A 17817-nucleotide genomic window follows, 5' to 3' on the forward strand; every position below is an offset into this window, starting at 1 on the left:
TCAACTCCTGGTGGTTCGGGGTGACGGCGCGGGAGCCGTCGGTGGTGCCTTCGGTGCGGCGGGCGCGGGGTCCGACAGATGCCCGACGAGAAGCCGCCGCCATCGCGCGCGCCGGGCGGCGCGTTCGTCGGGGTGGATGGTGGGCGTGAAGATCCGGCCGCGGGGCCGAGCCCCGACGACCTCGTCGAGCGAGGACCACAGGCCCTGGGCGACACCGGCGAGGTAGGCGGTGCCGCGCAGGCTGGCGGTGGCGGAGTCGGTGACCCGCTCCAGGGGCAGGCCCGTGAGGTCGGCCTGGGTCTGCATGAGGGGGTCGCTGCCGGACACTCCCCCGCCGAGGCCGATCCGCTCGAAGGGGGCGCCCATGGTGTCGGCGACGCCGTCGATCAGGTCGCACACGGAGTGCGCGATGCCGTCGAGGACCGCGCGGGCCACGTCCGCACGGGTCGTGGCGAGGGTCAGGCCGGTGAGCGCGGCGGTGGCCTCCGGATGCCATACGGGAGTGCGGACGCCCGCGAGCGACGGCACGAACCACGGGGTGCGGCCGGGCCGGTGGCCCACCTGCCCGGCCAGCTCGGTCAGTTCCTGCGGCGAGGCGAACAGGCCGAGGTCGTCGCAGAGCCAGCGCAGGGCGGAGCCCACGGTGGAGGTGTAGGCCTCCAGGCTGTAGTGCGTGGTGGCGCCCTGCCGGAAGGCGGGCTGGGCGACGACTCCGGTGATGTCGGGCCGGGGCAGGGCGGCGCGCGGCCCGGTCGCGGCGTCCACGAAGGCGCCGGTCCCGTACACGCACATGCCCTGACCCGCGCCGAGCCCGCCGAGCGCGATGAGCGCCGCGTGCTGGTCGCCCATGGCCGCGGCCAGCGGGACACAGATGCCGAGGACGGCCGGGTCGGTCGGGCCGAACCCGGCGTCGTCGGCGCGGAGTTCGGGCAGCAGCTCGACGGGGAAGCCGAGGGCGGCGATCCACTCCTCGTCCCAGGCGTGCTCGGTCAGCAGATAGCCGCCGGTGGAGGCGGCGTTGGTGGGCGTCGTGGCGTGCACGGCGCCGCCGGTGAGGCGCCAGATCAGCCAGGTGTCGACGGTGCCGAAGAAGAGCCTGCCCTCGCGGTGCGCGGCGGCGACGTCCGGGTGCTCGGCGATCTGCCGGGCGGCCCACAGGAAGGGGGCGCGGGAGCCGACGGGCCGCCCCTGCCGGGCGAGCAGCCGGGCGTCCCACTCCTCTTCGTACGCGATGAGGTCGTGCGCGTGGCGCCGGTCCTGCCAGACGACGGCGGGCAGCAGGGGGTGTCCGGTGACGCGGTCCCAGAGCAGCGCGGTGGCCCGCTGGGTGGACAGGGCGACGGAGGTGATCTCGATGCCCTCCTCGCGTGCCCGGCCGACGGCGTGCCGGGCGACGTCGAGGGTGGCGGTCCAGATCTCCATCGGGTCCTGTTCCACGGAGAGTTCGTCCGGGTGGCCGACCTTGATGGGCCGGTAGAAGACCTGGTGGGCGGCGCCGGAGTCGAGCACGACGCCGGCTCGGGTGCCCGTGGTTCCTTCGTCGATGGCGAGCACACCGCGCCGTCGTGCGGCGCCGTGGGACCTCTGCGTCATTGCGGGCCTTTCAAGTGCGGGCTCGGGGCAGTGCGGGTTCGGGCCCTCGCGGGCTCGGGGAGCGGGACCATCGTGGGGCGCGCGGAGGCCTTCGCCGGTCAGCGCGCGGCCGGAGTCCTGCCGGGTGTCGGGGCGGGGGCGGTCGCGCTGTCGTCGGGCGAGGCGGCCTTCGTGGGGTCCCACGTGATGACCAGGCAGGTGATCAGGCCGAGCAGCGGGACGACGGAGAGCGCGAGGAAGGTGTGGCCGAGCCCGAGCGCGTCCTTGATCTGCGGGAAGAGGTAGAGCCCGGCGACGCTGCCGAAGCTGCCGACCATGCCGGTGACGCCGGTGCCCAGCGCGCGTACGTCGCTGCGGTACGAGAGGGCGGCGATGGACTTGCCGTTGGCGCCGGGCCCCGCGGAGTGGCAGAGGATGAACACGACGGGCAGCAGGAACGCCGCCGCGAGGGGAATCCTGCCGAAGGTCAGGCCCATGACGATCAGGGCGACGAAGACACCCGCGAAGCCGACGGCCGAGCTGAGCCGGAGGCCGAGCCTGCGGCCGAAGTAGGCGGAGGCGAGGCCGCCGATGATGCCGAAGGCGTTGAAGACCATCGAGCCGATGGTGGCCTTCTCGAAGCTCTCCCCGAAGATGGCGAGGCTGATCACCGGCAGGTACCAGCCGACGGCGAAGTACTGCATGGACTGGGCCAGGGAGATCACCGAGGAGAGCACGGTGCGCGGCAGGTACTCGCCCTTGAAGAGCAGCCCGGCCTGCCGCATCCCGACCGCGGGCGCCACGGCCTCGGCCCGCGTCTGCCCGTCCGGCGTCCCGACCCGCGCCTTGATGCCGTAGATCCGGTCCAGGCCCCGCACCGCCTCGTCCAGGCGGCCCCTCCCGGCGAGCCAGGCGGGGCTCTCGACGAGCTTCAGCCACTGCAGCACGAGCAGCGCGGCGGCGACCACGGCGGCCGAGCCCACGGACCAGCGCCAGATGTCGTCGCCGACGTCGAAGTGGAAGAAGACCAGGGCGAGTGCGAGGTTGCCGGTGGTGGCGGTGTACCAGACGGCCTGCCACAGGTTGAGCCGGCCGCCCAGCTTGGCGGGGGTGTACTCGGCGAGCAGCGCCATCGCCACCGCGAAGTCGATGCCGTACGCGACGCCCACCATGACTCGGCCGAGCCAGACCGTGGTGAAGTCACCGGCGAACGCGGCGAGCAGGGCGCCCGCGACGGCGAAGACCTTGGCGACGAGCAGCGGGGGCACCCGGCCGATCCGCGTGGCGAGCCAGCCGCCCACGGGGTTGAAGACGATCGCGAGCGCGGGCGCGGTGGCCGTCAGGACCGAGATCTGGGTGCTGCTGAGCGACATCTGCGTCGTCATGGGACCGAGCCCGGCGCTCAGTGCGGCATTGGAATAGGCGTCGAGGAAAAGCCCGCCGAACACGAGGAACCAGATCACGCGCGCCCGGCCGGTTATCGCGCCGAGGCCGTCGATGAGCGCAACGACGTCGGCGACGCCTCTGACGCTCGTACGTTGTGCCATGAATCCGCCTTCGGGAAAGACCCGCCGGTGGCACGACGACAACAAAAAGCAGGCACGACGAAACCACCGACAGGTGGTCTTTGTCTGTGCCTGCCAAAGCACCGCGGTCGAAGCCGCGGCAGGAAGTACAGGGCGAGATTAAGAACGGGCTGTCGGCGGCGTCAAGAGTTCGCCGTGAGTTTTCCGCCGCGGTCCCTGCCGCAGGTTCCGCAGTGCTCCAAGGGGTTCACGAAGAACTGGATGGCCCCTGAAGCCAGGACCTCGGCCATGGCGCGCTTCCACTCGGGAGAGCAGTCCTCCATGGTCTGGGCGAGCTCGAAGTAGCAGAGTCCGGCCTCTCTTCGGTCCTCGATGGCGGCGCAGGGGTCGGGGGCGGCGGTCGCGGCGGTCGCAGCCGTGGCCGGGGTCAGGAAGGCGGCTGCCAGGAGGCCCGTCAGGGCGGCAGCGGCGAGGCGGCGGGGACGGGGCATGCGCGGTGACTCCTTGTTCAGAGGGCCCGCACGGCAAGCGGCGCCCGAGTGCTACGGCTCTTCCCGGTGACGGGCCGGGTCTCGCGGGCCCGCTCGGCGGTTCACCGCGATGGCTCCCGCCCTTCACACGAAGACCGGTGATTTCGCCGATGTGCCCGGGGCGCAGGTGCCCGGACAGTGACCGCTGCCAGCAATCGCCCTCCCGGAAGGAAGCAACCGCCGTGCAGCAGTCCACCGGAGAGACCACCGCAAGCCCTTGTGCCGCCCACGGAACCCGCCGGTGCCGCGGCCGCCTCCTGCGGACGGGACTCGCCGTCCTCCTGGCCGCGGGCGGCCTCGTCACCGCCCAGTCGGGCAGCGCCGGTGCCGCGGGGAATCCCTACGAACGCGGCCCCGAGCCCACCGTGTCGAGCATCGAGGCGCCGCGCGGTCACTACGCGGTGTCCGAGACCAGGGTGTCGTCCCTGGGCGTCACCGGCTTCGGCGGCGGCACCGTCTACTACCCGACGGCCACGAGCAACGGCACGTTCGGGGCCGTCGCGATATCCCCCGGCTACACCGGCACCCAGTCGTCCATCGCCTGGCTCGGGCCGCGGCTCGCCTCGCAGGGCTTCGTCGTCTTCACCATCGACACCCTCACCACGCTCGACCAGCCCGCGAGCCGAGGAGCCCAACTCCTGGCCGCGCTCGACTACTTGACGCAGCGAAGCTCCGTGCGCGACCGCGTCGACGGCAGCAGGCTCGGCGTCATGGGCCACTCCATGGGAGGAGGCGGCAGCCTGGAGGCGGCCAAGAGCCGCCCCGCCCTCCAGGCGGCGATACCCCTGACCGGCTGGAACCTCGACAAGACCTGGCCCGAACTGCGCACGCCCACCCTCGTCGTCGGCGCGGACGGCGACACCATCGCCCCGGTCGCCACGCATTCCGAGCCGTTCTACGAGAGCTTTCCCGGCGCGCTCGACAAGGCGTATCTGGAGCTGAACGGCGCGAGCCACTTCACGCCCAACTCCGCCGACACCACGATCGCGAAGTACAGCGTTTCCTGGCTGAAGCGCTTCATCGACAACGACGTGCGGTACGAGCAGTTCCTCTGCCCGCTGCCGCGCCCCGGCGCAACCATCGAGGAGTACAGGGGCAACTGCCCGCACACCTCCTGAATTCGCCCGGGCCGCCCGCACGTGGGCTCACGCGCGGGCGGCCGCGAAGGCTTACGAGCAGGCTTCCGGGAAGTGTTACGCGGAAGTAGCGTGACGGCCGTGGCCGGACCGACGACTGCGGCGAGTCCCCTCCGGATCTACGGCCGGAGCGCTCAACTGGACGCCCTCCACGCCCTGTTGACCGAGGTGCACGGCGGCCGGGGCGGAGCCCTGGTGCTCGCCGCGGACCCCGGGCTCGGCCGCACCGCGCTGCTCACCCATGCCGCCCACGCCTTCCGCACCCTCCGCGCCCCCGCGGCAGGCACCACTCTGAGCACGCGCGCCGTCCCGGCCGAGGCCCTGATCCCCTACAGCGGGCTCCACGCCCTGTGGTGCGCGGGCCCGGGCCGTCGCGCGGCGCCCAGGGACCCCGCAGGCCTGCTCGACCTGGCGCACGAACTCTCGGCCGGGCACCCCCTGCTGATCTGCGTGGACGACGCCCACCTGTGGGACGCCGAGTCCCGGGCCGCCCTGGGCTTCGCCGCCCGCCGCCTCGGCGGAACACACCCCGTGGGCCTCGTCCTCTCCGTCGCCGAGCACCGCGGGGACGATCCGCACCTGGCCGCGCTGCCCGTCGTACACCTGGATCCGCTCGCCCCGCCGGAGGCCGCCGCGCTCCTCGACGACCTGACGCGGGGCGGGGCGGACGCCGTCGTACGCGAGGAGATCCTGCACGCGGCAGGCGGCAGTCCGGCCCTCCTCCACGCGCTCGTCGCGCGGTTGACACCCGAGCAGTTGGCGGGACGGGCTCCGCTGCCCCCGCTGTCGCCCGACGGTTCCGCATCGCCGTACCGCGGCATCGATCCCGCTGAACTGCCGGCGGACACAGCCGAGTTGCTGTTGCTCGCGGCCGCCTCCCAGGAGTCCGGGAGCGGCGGGCCCGGCGCCGACGCGGAGCTCGTGCTGCGGGCCGGAGCCGCGCTCGGCCTCGACGACGCGTCGCTGCGCCCCGCGGAAGCGGCCGGGGTCGCGCACCGCGAGGGCGACCGGATCCGCTTCGACGCCCCGGGACCGCTCCGGGCGCTGTACACGCGCGCCGCGCCCGCCCGGCGCCGGGCCGCGCACCGCCTGCTCGCCTCGGTGCTCGACGACAGCCGCGCGTCACCGCTGCGCCGCGCCCTGCACCGGGCGCTGGCGACCGAGGGGCGCGACCCCGCCCTCGCGGCCACGCTGGCAGCGGCCGCGAAGGCGCCGGGGGCGGCCCCGTCCCACGCGGAGCGCGCGGCGGCGCTGGCCGCCGCGGCCGACCTCACCGAGGACGCGCGGGAACGCGCCCTGCGCCGCACCGCGGCCGCGGACCACGCCCGCCTCGCCGGTCTGCCCGCGCGCGCCCGCGACCTGCTCTTCGCCGCCCGCTCCGACGCGACGGACCCCCAGGTGCGCGGCTCCGTCGAACTGACTCTGGGGCGCCTGGCGTTGGGCGACGGGCCTGTCGCCGACGCCCGCGAGGCGCTCCTCCTCGCGGCGGAACTCCTCACCCCGCACGACCCGTTCCGGGCCCGGGAGGCCCAGCTGTGCGCGATGGCCGCGGCGTGGGACATGGGGGACGCCGCGGCGTACCTCGCGGCGCTGCGGCACGGGACGGAAGGCGGGGCCGAAGGTGAGGTTCGAGGCGAGACCGAAGGCTCGGTGGAGGGAGAGCCGGAGAGTCGACAGCCCCACCCGGACGCGCTCTCCGACGAGTACCGCGCCGCCATGTCCGTCGTCATGCGCGGACGGCTCGGCGCCGCCGGCGGCGCGCTGCGCAAGGTCGTCGCCCGGGGCCGGCAGGCGGACGATCCCGCGCGGCTGCTGCGGGCGGGGGTCGCGGCGCTCGTCGTGGGCGACCTCGTCGAGGCGTCCCGCATCAACGCCCGCGCCCTGGCCGCCGCACGACAGCAGGGCACCGACATCCACATACCCCAGGCCCTGGAGTACCTGGCCTATGCCGAGCTGCGGGCCGGGCGGCACGCGCGGGCCAGGGCGCATGCCGAGGAAGGGCTGCGCAGCGCCCGCCGCACCGGGCAGGGCAACATCGCGGCGCGGCACCACGCGGTCCTCGCTCTGGTGGCGTCCGTCGAGGGCGGCGCCGAAGAGGTCGCGGCCCATGCGTCCGCCGCCGCACGGACCGCGGACCGGCACGGCCTCGCACAGGCCTCGACGCTGGCGCAGTGGGCGCTGGCCCGCGTCGACCTGGGCCTAGGTCGCGTACGCGAGGCCGCCGCGCGCCTGGGTCCCGTGGTGCGGCCGGGTCCGCGCCGCGGCCACTTCGCCGTGCGGATGCTCGCCGTGCCCTGCTTCGTGGAGGCGGCCGTCCTCGCGGGGGAGGGCGAGTCGGCACGCGGGTGCGTCGCGGAGTTCGCCGACTGGGCGGCCCAGGGCACGGACCCGCAGGCGCCCGCCCAGCTGGCCCGCTGCCGCGCCCTGCTCGCGGACCCCGGGGACGGCGAGGCCCACTACACCGCCGCGCTCGCCCGCCACGAACTGGTCGGCGGCGACTTCGAGAGCGCGCGCACCCAGCTCCTGTACGGCAAGTGGCTGCGCCGCAGGCGCCGCCCCGGCGAGGCCAGGGGGCGGCTGCGCGACGCCCTCGTCTCCTTCGAGCGATGCGGGGCCCGTGCCTGGGCCGAGCAGGCGCGGGCCGAGCTGCGCGCGACGGGCGAGGCCCGCGAGCCCGAGCCGCCCGGGTGCCTGGACCGGCTGACGCCGCAGCAGCTGCGGATCGCCCGCTGTGTCGCGGAGGGCGCCACCAACCGCGAGGTGGCCCGGCGCCTGTCCGTGAGCCCCCGCACCGTCGACCACCACCTGCGCAATGTCTTCGCCCTGCTGGGGGTGCGCTCGCGCGTCGAGCTGTCCCGGCTCGTGGCCAGGTCGGAGCCCGCCACCCCGCGTGAAGGCCGGGTGGGCGGCACGGCATAGTGGACGGCCGCTGACAGCGGGAGGGCGCTCCCGGAGGCGGCGGCGGGCAGTCGGGCCGGTTTCTGTTATCCGGGCCCGGGCCGCGCGTCTCCTCTTTGTCGGAGGAGACAGCCCCCCACACAGAAAGTGGTCACAGCGTGAGCAGCGAACGCCAAGTCGCGATGATCAGGGCAGCGCAGGACGGGAACCAGCAGGCGCAGGACGCGCTCGTGGCGGAGTACCTCCCGCTGGTCTACAACATCGTCGGGCGGGCCATGAACGGCCATGCCGACGTGGACGACGTGGTGCAGGAGACCATGCTCCGCGTGCTCGGCGGCCTGGACGGACTGCGCACTGCGGAGAACTTCCGCAGCTGGCTGGTCGCCATCACCATGAACCAGATACGCGGCCACTGGCGTGAGCGCGCCTCCGGTGCGATACCCGCCGGTGGCGGTCTCGTGGACGCGTACGACGTGGTGGATCCGGGCGCGGACTTCGTGGACCTGACCATCACCCGCCTCGGGCTCTCCGGACAGCGCAGGGAGACCGCCGAGGCCACCCGCTGGCTGGACGAGGACGACCGGGCACTGCTCTCGCTGTGGTGGCTGGAGTCCGCGGGCGAGCTGACGCGGGCGGAGGTCGCCGACGCTCTCGAGCTCTCCCCGCAGCACGCGGCGGTGCGGGTGCAGCGGATGAAGGCCCAGCTGGAGACGGCGCGCGTCGTCGTCCGCGCCCTGTCGGCGAACCCGCCCTGCGCGGGCCTTCGGCAGATCACCGCGGGCTGGGACGGCGTGCCCTCGGCGCTGTGGCGCAAGCGTCTGGCACGGCACGCCCGCAACTGCTCGGCGTGCGAGGGCCACTGGTCGAACCTGGTGCCTGCCGAGGGCCTTCTCGTGGGGCTCGGCCTGGTGCCCGCGGGGGCCGCGCTCGCGGTGACGGTCGCGCCGCCCGACCTGGTCAACGTCGGCTCCGCCACCTCCTCGGGCAGCGGCGGCGGGGCACCGGTCTCCGCACGGGCGCAGGCCCGTCACGAGCGCGCCCGGCGCCGCCGCCGCACGGCCGGGGTGGCCGCCGCGGTCGCCGCCCTCGTCACCGGCGGCGCCGCGGTCCATCTGCTCACCGGTCCGGAGACGGACGAGAGCGCGCCGTCCACGGCAGCGGCCCCGGCCTCCCCCACCAGTCCTTCGGCGTCGAAGAGCGCATCGCCCTCCCCCGCGCGCTCCGCGTCCCCCAGCGCGAAGCCCACCCCGAGCAAGACGAAAAAGAAGAAGCCCAAGCCCTCCCCGACCCCCAGCAAGGCGAAGCCCGAGCCGAAGCCGACCCCGAAGCCCGACAAGCCCGACCCCGCGCCGTCGAAGCCGAGCGGCACCGCCGAGCAGGTTCTCTCGCTGGTCAACGCCGAGCGCGCCAAGGCGGGGTGCGGCCCCGTCCGCTCCAACGGCAAGCTCGCCACGGCGGCCGCCAAGCACTCCCAGGACATGGCCGCCCGCGACTACTTCGACCACACGAGCCCGGACGGCACGGACCCCGGCGACCGGATCACGGCCGCGGGCTACCGCTGGAGCACGTACGGCGAGAACATCGCGCGCGGGCAGCAGACCCCTGCCTCGGTGATGGACTCGTGGATGAACAGCTCGGGACACCGAGCCAACATCCTCAACTGCGACTTCAAGGAGATGGGCGTGGGCGTCCACAACGGGTCCGGCGGCCCGTGGTGGACGCAGGCGTTCGGCACCGCCCTCTGAGGCTCCGCGGCGGTGCGCGGTCAGCCGACGTGCTGGCTGTGGAACTGCTCCAGGCGCCGCTGCGCGAGCGTCAGCGTGTCGCGGCGGCGGCCGGGGACCTGGCGGCGCAGGGCCACCATGGCGGGGCCGAGGGCGCGTACGGCGTCGGGGTCGCGGACCCGGTCCCAGAGGTGATGGGCACGGTCCACCGCGGCCTCCACGTCCGGGGAGTCGGGGGCCTGGCCCGCGGTGAGGCGGGCCGAGGCCACCGCGAGCCAGGTCTCGCAGCTGCGCGCCGGATCACCGGCGAACCTGGCCAGGTCCGCGCGGACCTCCATCCAGTGGATGGCCTCCTTCGAGCCGGGGCCGTGCACGCGCAGCGCGTTCTGCTCCCACGACGCCGCGAGGGCAGCGGCCTCGCCGTGCCGGCCGGCCTCGACCGCCGCGGTGATGGCGGCGTGCGGGTCGGTGGGCTCGGCCGGCTGCGGTGCCGGCTCCTGGGCCGGGGCCTGCTGTGGGTGGAGGTGGTGCGCGCCGGGCTCGCGGGCGGGCAGCAGGTCCTGGGCGCCGTCTCCGACGCTCTGGGCCGCGGCCTGCTGGTGGAGTTGGAGCAGCGGTGGTCTGTGACCGCTGCGAAGTATCGTCGCGAGCGCCTTCATGTACGAGGGGACAGCGGGCGCACGGCGCTTGGCCGGTGGGGCGACGCGGCCGTACAGCGCGACGTCGGGCCCCGCGTCGAGGGGGTGCTCGGTGAGGTGCTGCCAGCTCTCCTGGTCGGTGTGCAGGTCGACGAGGAGCGTGGTGGTGCCCGCCGGGCGGATCCGCAGCTCCTGCGTGATCCAGTGCCAGGGGAACCCGGTGTACCGCACCGTCGCGGTGGTGGTGCGGGCGAGCGCCACGTGCAACTGCCGCTGGCGCCGGTCGAGATGGACCTGTCCGATCAGGCAGACCGTCAGGGGTCCCGGCGCCATGGCCGCCGCCCGCAGCCGGGTGAGCACGGTCTGCGGGTCCAGCGGGTCCGCGAGTTCCACGATGCTGGCGGTCGGCGTCCCGGCGAGCGTCTCCGGGGACACCGCCGCGAGGACGGGAAGCACGGAGGCCGCGTCCACGAGCCGCCCCCTGCCCACCGGGGCGGCCGCGATGAGCAGCACGGTTCCTGGCATGGTCCCGGTCCCCTCCCTCTCGATCATCACGTCAGCACCGTATCCGCATCTCACGCCCGCCGCGCCAACTGGGCTGCACCCGCCGCCCCATAAGGGACATTTGACGTGTGCGCCGTCGTGGACCACGGGGCCGTGGTCGATTCAAGCACGGCCCGTTCGGTGAGCCCCGCCTTCGAGATGGGCCCGTGCGGCGGCGACGATGTCGTCGTCCTGGACCATGTGCAACTGACGTTCGCGGCACGGCCGTTCACCGTCACGCACAGGGCGTGACGGTGTTCGCCAGGATCCTGTCCAGGGCCTTGCGCGTGCGCGCCGTCGCCCCGTCCGGGTCTCCGAAGAGCTGGATCTCCTGGTTCAGGGCGAGGTAGATCCCGCCGATTTCGTACGCGACCTGGTCGGGGTCGGTCGAGGCGGGCAGGTCTCCCGCCTCGACGGCGGTGCGCACCTCCCCCGCCAGGCGTCGGCGCCAGACCCTGAACAGCCGGGCCACCGCGTCGCGCGGCGCGCCGTGCCGGGCGTCGAACTCGACGGCCGCGGTGGTGAAGAGGCAGCCACCGGGGAAGGCCTCCCGCTCGGTCTCCAGATACGAGATCCAGGCCTCGCAGACCGCCCGCAGCCGGGGCAGTCCCGGCTGCTCGTGCCGCGCCCGCTCCCACACGGTCCGGGAGAACACCGCCGACGCCCCGTCGAGCGCGGCGAGTTGGAGGGTCTCCTTGGTGCCGAAGTGGCCGAGGACTCCGGCCTTGCTCATGCCGAGATCCGTGGCGAGGCGTCCGATGGTCAGCCCTTCGAGGCCTTCGACGGAGGCGAGGGCGACAGCACGTTCCACGATGCGCTCCCGCGTGCGGCGGGCCTCGGCGACGGACTTGCGGGGGCTCATGCGGCCATCGTAACCAACCACCCCTCATTTAGATTCCGATCGATCGGTTGCTATATTCCGGACAGCTCAGCCCACCCATACCGTCCCTCTTCTCCAGGAGCGCCGCCGTGTCCGGATCCCGCATCACCGCCCTGGGCCACCACCAGCCTTCCCGCGTCCTGACCAACGACGACCTGGCGGGCCTGGTGGACACCAGCGACGAGTGGATCCGCCGCAGGACCGGCATCGCCACCCGCCACATCGCCGCGCCGGACGAGTCGGTGACCGACCTGGCCACCGCGGCCGCGGGCAAGGCCCTCGCCGCCTCCGGGCTCCAGCCGTCCGACATCGGCCTGGTCACCGTCGCGACCTGCACCGCCGTCGACCGCTGCCCGTCCACCGCCGCCCAGGTCGCCGCCCGTCTCGGCATCCCCGCCGCGGTCGCCTACGACCTCAACAACGGCTGCGCGGGCTTCACCACCGCCCTCGCCGGCGCCGACCACGCCGTACGCGCCGGAGCCGCCCGGCACGCCCTGGTCATCGGCGCCGAGAAGATGTCCGACGTCACCGACTGGTCCGACCGCGGCACGTGCGTCCTGCTCGGGGACGGCGCGGGCGCCGCCGTCGTGAGCGCCGACGAGCAGGCGGGCATCGGCCCGGTCGTCTGGGGCTCGGACCCCACCCGCGGCGACGCCGTGCGCCTGCGCGGCGACTGGCACCCGCACTTCGCGCAGGAGGGCCAGACGGTCTTCCGCTGGGTCACCGCCCATCTGCCCGGCATCGCCCGTGACGCCTGCGCCCGCGCCGGGCTCACCCCCGCCGGCCTCGCGGGCGTGGTCACCCACCAGGCGAACCTGCGCATCATCGAGGCCGTCGTCCGCCAACTCGACCTGCCCGAGGACACGGTGATCGCCACGGACGTCGTCGACTCCGGCAACACCTCCGCCGCGTCCGTCCCCCTGGCCCTGTCCAAACTGACCGAGCGCCGAGAGGTCCCGGCGGGCGCCCCGGTCCTGCTGCTGGCCTTCGGCGGCGGCCTGTCCTGGGCGGGGCAGGTCGTGGCCTGTCCCTGAGTCCCTGTACGCCGGATGGCGCAGTCAACGTGCGTTCACCCGCGCCGAACGGTCTGCTGTCTGCGATGGGTTACGACATAGACAGCCCGCGTCAGGCGGGCACGACACGACGTGACGCACTGGGCATGGCCGCGGTGCTGTTGGCCGGCGGCGCCCTCTCCATGGGGGCGGCGGGGCCACGGGCCGGACGGGAGTCCGAGGACTCCTGCGCGGCCACCTACGACCCCGAGTTCGAGGCGGCGCTCGCCGACGCCGACGCGGAGTTCCCCGAGGACGAGGACCGCGGCCTCGCCCCGGTCGGGCCCCCCGGACGATGCGCCCTTCCGCTGCGCAGACGCTATCGGATCACCACCCACTACGGCGTACGCGGCAACTGGCTCGCCGGGTACCACACCGGCATCGACCTCGCGGTCCCCCGGGGCACCGCCGTGTACGCGGTGGGCGGCGGAGTGGTGGTGCTGGCCCGCTGGTCGGGGGCGTACGGCAACGCCGTCACCGTACGCATGCCGGACGGGCACTTCGTGGTGTACGCGCACCTCTCGCGCATCGGCGTCCGCAAGGGCGCGCGCGTCGGCACCGGGGCGTGGCTCGGCAGCAGCGGCGCCACAGGACGCGCCACCGGGCCCCACCTCCACCTGGAGATACGGGCCCGGCGCCACTACGGCTCGGACGTCAACCCCTTCCGCTACCTGGCTCGGCGGGGCGCGCGCCTGTGGTGATGCCGGCGCGCGGGACCCTCAGCCGGCGTCCAGCACCCGGAAGCGCTCCGGATCCGCCGGGTCCCTGTCGACGACTTGGACGGGCGGCCAGGCCCACTGCCACACGCCGATGCCCGGCGTACGCGAGAACTGGATCGGCCCGCGCGTCCCCTCGACCGCGACGCCCGGCCAGGAGCCGGCGACGCGCGCCCGCTCCGTGCCGTGCGCGCGCAGCGCCTCGGCGAGGACGGCGACCGTGTCGTAGCCCTCGAAGCCGACGAAGGAGGGTGCCTGGCCAAGGCGCTCGCCGAGGGCCTTCTCCACTCGCGCCCCGAGCGGGGTGAGGCGCTCGGGCATATAGCGCAGGAACGGGACCCCCGCCCCGTCCTCCCCCAGCGACGCCGCCCACTCGGCGAACTCCGGCTGCCCGGCGGGAGCGCCGATCAGGACCTCGGCGAGGCGCCGGTCGCCGCGGACCGCCCGGACGACCGGCACCGCCGGATCCGGGAGGCCGACCAGCAGCAGGAGGGCGCTCGCGCGGTGGGCGACGAGTTCGTCGCACACGGCCGCGGGGGTGAGCGCGGCCATGTCGAGTTCGATCACGGTGCCGCCGCGCGGAGTGAGGTGGTCCCGCAGGATGCGGATCCCCCTCGCCCAGTAGACGCTCGACTGTGCGGCCACGGCGATACGGCTGTGCCCCGCGCCGAGCAGGAAGTCCGCGTACCGCTGCCAGCCACGGGACTGGGCCGGGGCGATGCGCGCGACCCACTCCGTCGGCTGTTCGGTGAGCGCGTCGAGAACGGCCGACGAGCAGAGGAACGGCAGGCCGAGGGCATCGGCTCTGGCGGCGGCGGTGCGGGCGACGACGCTGTGATACTCCCCCACCACGGCGGCCACGCCCAGGCCGGCCAGTTCGTCGACGGCCGCCGCGGCCTTCTCGGGGTCGGCCGCGGTGTCCCTGACCACCAGTTCGAGCGGCCTTCCGCCGATCCCGCCGCCGTCGTTGACTTCGCGCACGGCCAACTCGATCCCGGCGAGCAGGTGCCGGCCGGCCTCGACCCAGCCGGGACGGGACAGCGGCGCGAGAGCGCCGATCCGGACGGATGCCGCGTCAGTCCGCGCCGCGCCGGCTGACGATGGTGACGTACTCATACGTGGGCGTCTCCCGTGTACCGATTCCCTGCCGGGCGCACCTGGCTGATCATGCCGGACATTGCACCGGCCGCCGTCCGCGCCGAGCAACCGATTATCCGGCTCAGTCGGCGTCGGCGAGCAACCGGGCCAGGACCGTGACGCCGACGAAGGGCCCCTCGCTCGACCGGCCCCAACTACCGTATGCAGCAGTCGATATCGAGCATCATCATGAGGAAGAGGCCTTCATGGGGGAACTGGACGGCAGGACCGCACTGGTGACGGGCGGCTCGCGCGGGATCGGGCGCGCGGTCGCCCTGCGGCTCGCCGCCGAGGGGGCACTGGTCGCGGTCCACTACGGCGGCAACGACGCGGCCGCCAAGGAGACCGCGGAGCGGATCACCGAGGCCGGCGGCAGGGCGTTCACGGTGCGGGCCCGGTTCGGTGAAAGCGGTGCGGTGGACCTGCTGTTCGAGGGGCTCACCGCCGGGCTGGCCGACCACGGCGCGGACGGCCTGGACATTCTGGTCAACAACGCGGGCATCCACTCGGCCAGCCCGATCGGGCAGCTCACCGAGGAGGAGTTCGAGCAGCTGCTGGCGATCAACGTGAGCACACCCGTCTTCGTGGTGCAGCGGGCGCTGCCCCTGCTGCGGGACGGCGGACGGATCATCAACATGGGCTCGGCGGCCACCCGGATCGCGAACTCCCTCCAGATCGGCTACACCCTCACCAAGGCGGCGCTGGCCGCCCTCGCCCCATCGCTCGCCAACGAACTGGGCCGGCGCGGGATCACCGTGAACACGGTGGAACCCGGGGTGGTGCTGACCGACCTGATCGCCCACTACGCCGAGGTTCCCGAAGCGGTGGCCGGACTCGAGTCGATCACCGCGCTCGGGCGGATCGGCGAGCCGGAGGACGTCGCGGACGTGGTGGGCTTCCTGGCGGGCCCGCAGGGGCGCTGGGTGACCGGCCAGACCATCGACGTCTCCGGTGGCACCTACCTCGGGCCGATCGCCGCCGGTTGAGCCCGAAGCCGGGTCAGAAGCCGGGCCCGAAGTCGAGTCCGGCATCGATTCCGGCATCAAGTCCACAGGAGCAGCGCTCAACGCCGGTCGGGCCACCCGTCGCGCGGCGCGTGTGAAGCACGCCCTGCGCGACGGGCACCCCCCGTGACCTGAGCGACGAACCCGTCAGCGTTTGAGCATGAAGGTGAAGTCGCCGGAGAGCTTGCCGCTCAGCCTGACTGCCGAGACGAGTCTCCCCTCCCCGATCAGTCTCTCGACCTCGGCCCGCGAAAGGCCGCACCCTTCAGCGATCAGCCGCACGGGCCGGACGGGTATCCGCGCCGCGAAGCGCACCGAGACGTCGATCACCTCGCGGTCCTGGTGATCCGATCCGGCGGTGTCCGACCCGCCGGTGTCGAGGCGCCAGGCGCCCTCCCAGTCGAGGGCGATGCGATTGCGGCGCCGCAGGACAGGGTCCTGGAGCAACTCGGCCGCCAGGGAAGGGTCGTTGTCGTGCATCCGGTCCAGCAGCCCGGGTCGTACGGAGCGCACGTTCATCCGCTCGAAGACCGTGAGCTTCGCCGTGCCCCCGCAGACGGTGCAGAGCACGAGGAGCCAGGCGTCGATGCGCTTGTGGTTGGCATTGACACGGAACTTGCCGTTCGGCCGGAAGCGCTCGGATGCGCAGGTGTGGCATCGGCGGAGAACGGCGGGCAGGCAGGTGGGAGCGACCACCCAGTTGTTGAGCACAGGTGTACACCGGTTTCAGTGAGAAGTCCGCAGCAAAAAGCAGCGCGGCACGCATGCGCGTCGCGCGACGGTGCAGCGCTTGGGAGGTCTCACAGGGTGTACAACGGCACGTCCTTGCCCAGACGACTCGGTCAGGCAGCACGGTAGTGAAGGCCGGCGGCGCCGTTCCACCGGTTTTCCGGCGCCCGCCGCCGCCCCGGGACGGCTAACCCTCCGGGTAGAAGAGGAACAGCGTGCAGCCGGTCTCCGTCTGAGGGATGTGCGAGGAGCCTGCGGGGGCGTGGATGAACGAGCCCGCGGGGTAGTCGCGTTCGCCGTCGTTGAAGACTCCGGAGATCACGTAGACCTCCTCGGGGCCGGGCTCGTGCACGTCGATGCCCTCCCAGTGGGAGTGCGGGTCCATCTCGAGTACGTGGGCGTGCGCGCCGTTGCCCCCCTTCCACAGCGGGCGCAGGCGGATGCCGGGGAAGAGGTGGCGGGTGGGGGCGTCGCGCACGGCCGACCAGGCGTAGCCGGCCGCGGTGTTCCGTTCTGTGGTCATGGCACCAGCCTGTCCGGTCTCGGCCACCCCGCCGAGTGTCGAGAAAGTCATGCCAGGGTACTTTTCTGCCATGCCTGCTGCCGCCCCGCATCGCGTCGTCGCACTCGTCCACGCGCCGCAGTCGACCTTCGAACTCGCCTGCGCCGCCGAGGTGTTCGGGATCGAACGGCGCGGGCTCCCGAGGCGGTACGGGTTCGGGGTGTGCACGGAGCACCCCGGCCCCGTCCCGACGCGCGCCGGGTACGACATGGTGGTGACCGACGGCCTCGACGCGCTCGACCGGGCCGACACCGTGATCGTCCCCGGGTGGCAGCCCGTCGGGGAGTCCCCCTCCCCCGCCGTGCGGCGCGCGCTGCGGCGCGCGCACGCCCGCGGGGCACGGGTGCTCAGCATCTGTTCGGGCGCCTTCGCGCTCGCGCACGCGGGGCTTCTCGACGGGCGGCGCGCGACCACGCACTGGGCCATCGCGGACGAGCTGGCCGAGCGCTTCCCCGCTGTTCGGGTCGATCCCGACGTGCTGTACGTCGATCACGGCGACGTGGCCACCAGTGCGGGCTCCGGCGCGGGCGTCGACCTCTGCCTGCACGTGGTGCGCGCCGACCAGGGCGCCGCGTACGCCGCACACGTCGCGCGGAACATGGTGATGCCGCCGCACCGCGAGGGCGGCCAGCTGCAGTACGCCGCGCCCGCGCACCCCGCCCAGTTCGACGGCTCGCTCGCACCGCTCCTCGCCTGGGCGTCGGAGCGCCTCGACGAGCCGATAGGCGTCGAGGACCTGGCAGCCCACATGGGCATGTCGGGGCGCACCCTCGCCCGCCGCTTCACCGACCAGCTGGGCGTCAGCCCCGGTCAGTGGCTGCTCGCCCAACGAATAGGCAGCGCACGGGCGTTGCTGGAGTCCACCGACCTCCCCCTGGACGCCGTGGCCCGGCGTGCCGGGCTCTCCTCGGCGACCAATCTCCGCAGGCGCTTCCTCCGCGCCCTGGGGACGACACCGGGCGGTTACCGCCGGGCGTTCCGCGCGGCACCGCACGAGCCACCTCGACCATAACTACGCTGCGTAATCGACGAGTTGACGTCCGATCAGTTCCGCACACCCGCCAATCTCACCGCCGAACGAGGGTACGAACGGCGCTGAGCGGGAACGATGGACGTATGACCTCGGTGCCGCCCAGGACCCCGGTGGCGTCCGGCGCCGGTCTTCGCACG

Annotated in this window: 16 protein-coding genes; 8 read left to right on the forward strand and 8 right to left on the reverse strand. The window is 73.7% G+C overall.

Annotation, left to right across the window (positions count from 1 at the left end; translation table 11 throughout):
• The 3 genes from ACZ4D5_RS12465 to ACZ4D5_RS12475 all read right to left on the reverse strand — a co-directional run bounded on the left by ACZ4D5_RS12465 (position 1) and on the right by ACZ4D5_RS12475 (position 3589).
• Positions 1 to 1593 (reverse strand): FGGY family carbohydrate kinase, encoded by a 1593-nt coding sequence (locus tag ACZ4D5_RS12465; protein WP_467772309.1) that lies wholly within the window; start codon positions 1591 to 1593, stop codon positions 1 to 3.
• Between the two features lie 98 nt (positions 1594 to 1691).
• The gene (locus ACZ4D5_RS12470) at positions 1692 to 3119 is read right to left on the reverse strand and encodes an MFS transporter (RefSeq protein WP_467772310.1); all 1428 of its coding nucleotides are present in this window, start codon (positions 3117 to 3119) and stop codon (positions 1692 to 1694) included.
• Positions 3120 to 3280: 161 nt separating this feature from the next.
• On the reverse strand, positions 3281 to 3589 hold the full coding sequence (locus ACZ4D5_RS12475; RefSeq protein ID WP_467772311.1) for a hypothetical protein: 309 nt from the start codon (positions 3587 to 3589) through the stop codon (positions 3281 to 3283).
• A gap of 296 nt (positions 3590 to 3885) precedes the next feature.
• On the opposite strand from ACZ4D5_RS12475, the gene bdeA reads away from it, so the two are divergent.
• From bdeA to ACZ4D5_RS12490, 3 genes are all read left to right on the forward strand, one after another.
• Positions 3886 to 4746 carry a bis(hydroxyethyl) terephthalate hydrolase gene (bdeA, locus tag ACZ4D5_RS12480; RefSeq protein ID WP_467773010.1) on the forward strand — a complete coding sequence of 287 codons (861 nt, stop codon included), beginning with the start codon at positions 3886 to 3888 and terminating at the stop codon, positions 4744 to 4746.
• Between the two features lie 99 nt (positions 4747 to 4845).
• Entirely contained in the window at positions 4846 to 7683 is a 2838-nt protein-coding gene (locus ACZ4D5_RS12485) for a helix-turn-helix transcriptional regulator (protein ID WP_467772312.1), read from the forward strand.
• A gap of 137 nt (positions 7684 to 7820) precedes the next feature.
• On the forward strand, positions 7821 to 9407 hold the full coding sequence (locus ACZ4D5_RS12490) for a sigma-70 family RNA polymerase sigma factor (protein ID WP_467772313.1): 1587 nt from the start codon (positions 7821 to 7823) through the stop codon (positions 9405 to 9407).
• 20 nt (positions 9408 to 9427) lie between these two features.
• On the opposite strand, the gene ACZ4D5_RS12495 is transcribed toward ACZ4D5_RS12490, so the two are convergent.
• Entirely contained in the window at positions 9428 to 10549 is a 1122-nt protein-coding gene (locus ACZ4D5_RS12495) for a hypothetical protein (RefSeq protein WP_467772314.1), read from the reverse strand.
• 132 nt (positions 10550 to 10681) lie between these two features.
• Between ACZ4D5_RS12495 and ACZ4D5_RS12500 the strand changes: the two genes are divergently transcribed.
• Positions 10682 to 10819 carry a hypothetical protein gene (locus ACZ4D5_RS12500; protein ID WP_467772315.1) on the forward strand — a complete coding sequence of 46 codons (138 nt, stop codon included), beginning with the start codon at positions 10682 to 10684 and terminating at the stop codon, positions 10817 to 10819.
• Here the strand turns inward: ACZ4D5_RS12500 and ACZ4D5_RS12505 are convergent.
• A complete protein-coding gene (locus tag ACZ4D5_RS12505) occupies positions 10803 to 11429 on the reverse strand; it encodes a TetR/AcrR family transcriptional regulator (RefSeq protein ID WP_467772316.1) in 627 nt (208 codons plus the stop codon). The two genes, ACZ4D5_RS12500 and ACZ4D5_RS12505, sit on opposite strands and share 17 nt — an antisense overlap.
• Positions 11430 to 11536: 107 nt before the next feature.
• On the opposite strand from ACZ4D5_RS12505, the gene ACZ4D5_RS12510 reads away from it, so the two are divergent.
• Together ACZ4D5_RS12510 and ACZ4D5_RS12515 are read left to right on the forward strand one after the other, a co-directional pair.
• On the forward strand, positions 11537 to 12481 hold the full coding sequence (locus ACZ4D5_RS12510) for a beta-ketoacyl-ACP synthase III (protein ID WP_467772317.1): 945 nt from the start codon (positions 11537 to 11539) through the stop codon (positions 12479 to 12481).
• Between the two features lie 65 nt (positions 12482 to 12546).
• Positions 12547 to 13200, forward strand: coding sequence for a M23 family metallopeptidase (locus tag ACZ4D5_RS12515; RefSeq protein WP_467772318.1), 654 nt, complete (start codon positions 12547 to 12549; stop codon positions 13198 to 13200).
• 18 nt (positions 13201 to 13218) lie between these two features.
• Here the strand turns inward: ACZ4D5_RS12515 and ACZ4D5_RS12520 are convergent, their stop codons facing one another.
• Positions 13219 to 14331, reverse strand: a complete 1113-nt coding sequence (locus ACZ4D5_RS12520; RefSeq protein ID WP_467772319.1) for an ABC transporter substrate-binding protein — start codon at positions 14329 to 14331, stop codon at positions 13219 to 13221.
• A 227-nt stretch (positions 14332 to 14558) separates the two neighbouring features.
• On the opposite strand from ACZ4D5_RS12520, the gene ACZ4D5_RS12525 reads away from it, so the two are divergent.
• Complete coding sequence (locus tag ACZ4D5_RS12525; RefSeq protein ID WP_467772320.1) at positions 14559 to 15338, forward strand: SDR family oxidoreductase; 780 nt, start codon at positions 14559 to 14561, stop codon at positions 15336 to 15338.
• Positions 15339 to 15503: 165 nt separating this feature from the next.
• Here ACZ4D5_RS12525 and ACZ4D5_RS12530 read toward each other — a convergent pair whose 3' ends face one another.
• A complete protein-coding gene (locus ACZ4D5_RS12530) occupies positions 15504 to 16067 on the reverse strand; it encodes a DUF1062 domain-containing protein (protein ID WP_467772321.1) in 564 nt (187 codons plus the stop codon).
• A 205-nt stretch (positions 16068 to 16272) separates the two neighbouring features.
• Positions 16273 to 16608, reverse strand: coding sequence for a cupin domain-containing protein (locus tag ACZ4D5_RS12535; RefSeq protein ID WP_467772322.1), 336 nt, complete (start codon positions 16606 to 16608; stop codon positions 16273 to 16275).
• 70 nt (positions 16609 to 16678) lie between these two features.
• Here ACZ4D5_RS12535 and ACZ4D5_RS12540 point away from each other — a divergent pair, with 70 nt between their 5' ends.
• Positions 16679 to 17659: a GlxA family transcriptional regulator gene (locus ACZ4D5_RS12540; RefSeq protein WP_467772323.1), complete on the forward strand. Its 981-nt coding sequence runs from the start codon at positions 16679 to 16681 to the stop codon at positions 17657 to 17659.
• Positions 17660 to 17817 lie beyond the last annotated feature (158 nt).

Source organism: Streptomyces sp. NPDC025651 (genome assembly GCF_055558735.1).

Excerpts from the sequence above, each read along its gene's own strand:
- ACZ4D5_RS12465 (WP_467772309.1), bottom strand. The coding sequence starts at position 1,593 with ATGACGCAGAGGTCCCACGGCGCCGCACGACGGCGCGGTGTGCTCGCC.
- ACZ4D5_RS12470 (WP_467772310.1), bottom strand. The coding sequence starts at position 3,119 with ATGGCACAACGTACGAGCGTCAGAGGCGTCGCCGACGTCGTTGCGCTC.
- ACZ4D5_RS12475 (WP_467772311.1), bottom strand. The coding sequence starts at position 3,589 with ATGCCCCGTCCCCGCCGCCTCGCCGCTGCCGCCCTGACGGGCCTCCTG.
- ACZ4D5_RS12495 (WP_467772314.1), bottom strand. The coding sequence starts at position 10,549 with ATGCCAGGAACCGTGCTGCTCATCGCGGCCGCCCCGGTGGGCAGGGGG.
- ACZ4D5_RS12505 (WP_467772316.1), bottom strand. The coding sequence starts at position 11,429 with ATGAGCCCCCGCAAGTCCGTCGCCGAGGCCCGCCGCACGCGGGAGCGC.
- ACZ4D5_RS12515 (WP_467772318.1), top strand. The coding sequence starts at position 12,547 with ATGGGTTACGACATAGACAGCCCGCGTCAGGCGGGCACGACACGACGT.
- ACZ4D5_RS12520 (WP_467772319.1), bottom strand. The coding sequence starts at position 14,331 with ATGAGTACGTCACCATCGTCAGCCGGCGCGGCGCGGACTGACGCGGCA.
- ACZ4D5_RS12525 (WP_467772320.1), top strand. The coding sequence starts at position 14,559 with ATGGGGGAACTGGACGGCAGGACCGCACTGGTGACGGGCGGCTCGCGC.
- ACZ4D5_RS12535 (WP_467772322.1), bottom strand. The coding sequence starts at position 16,608 with ATGACCACAGAACGGAACACCGCGGCCGGCTACGCCTGGTCGGCCGTG.
- ACZ4D5_RS12540 (WP_467772323.1), top strand. The coding sequence starts at position 16,679 with ATGCCTGCTGCCGCCCCGCATCGCGTCGTCGCACTCGTCCACGCGCCG.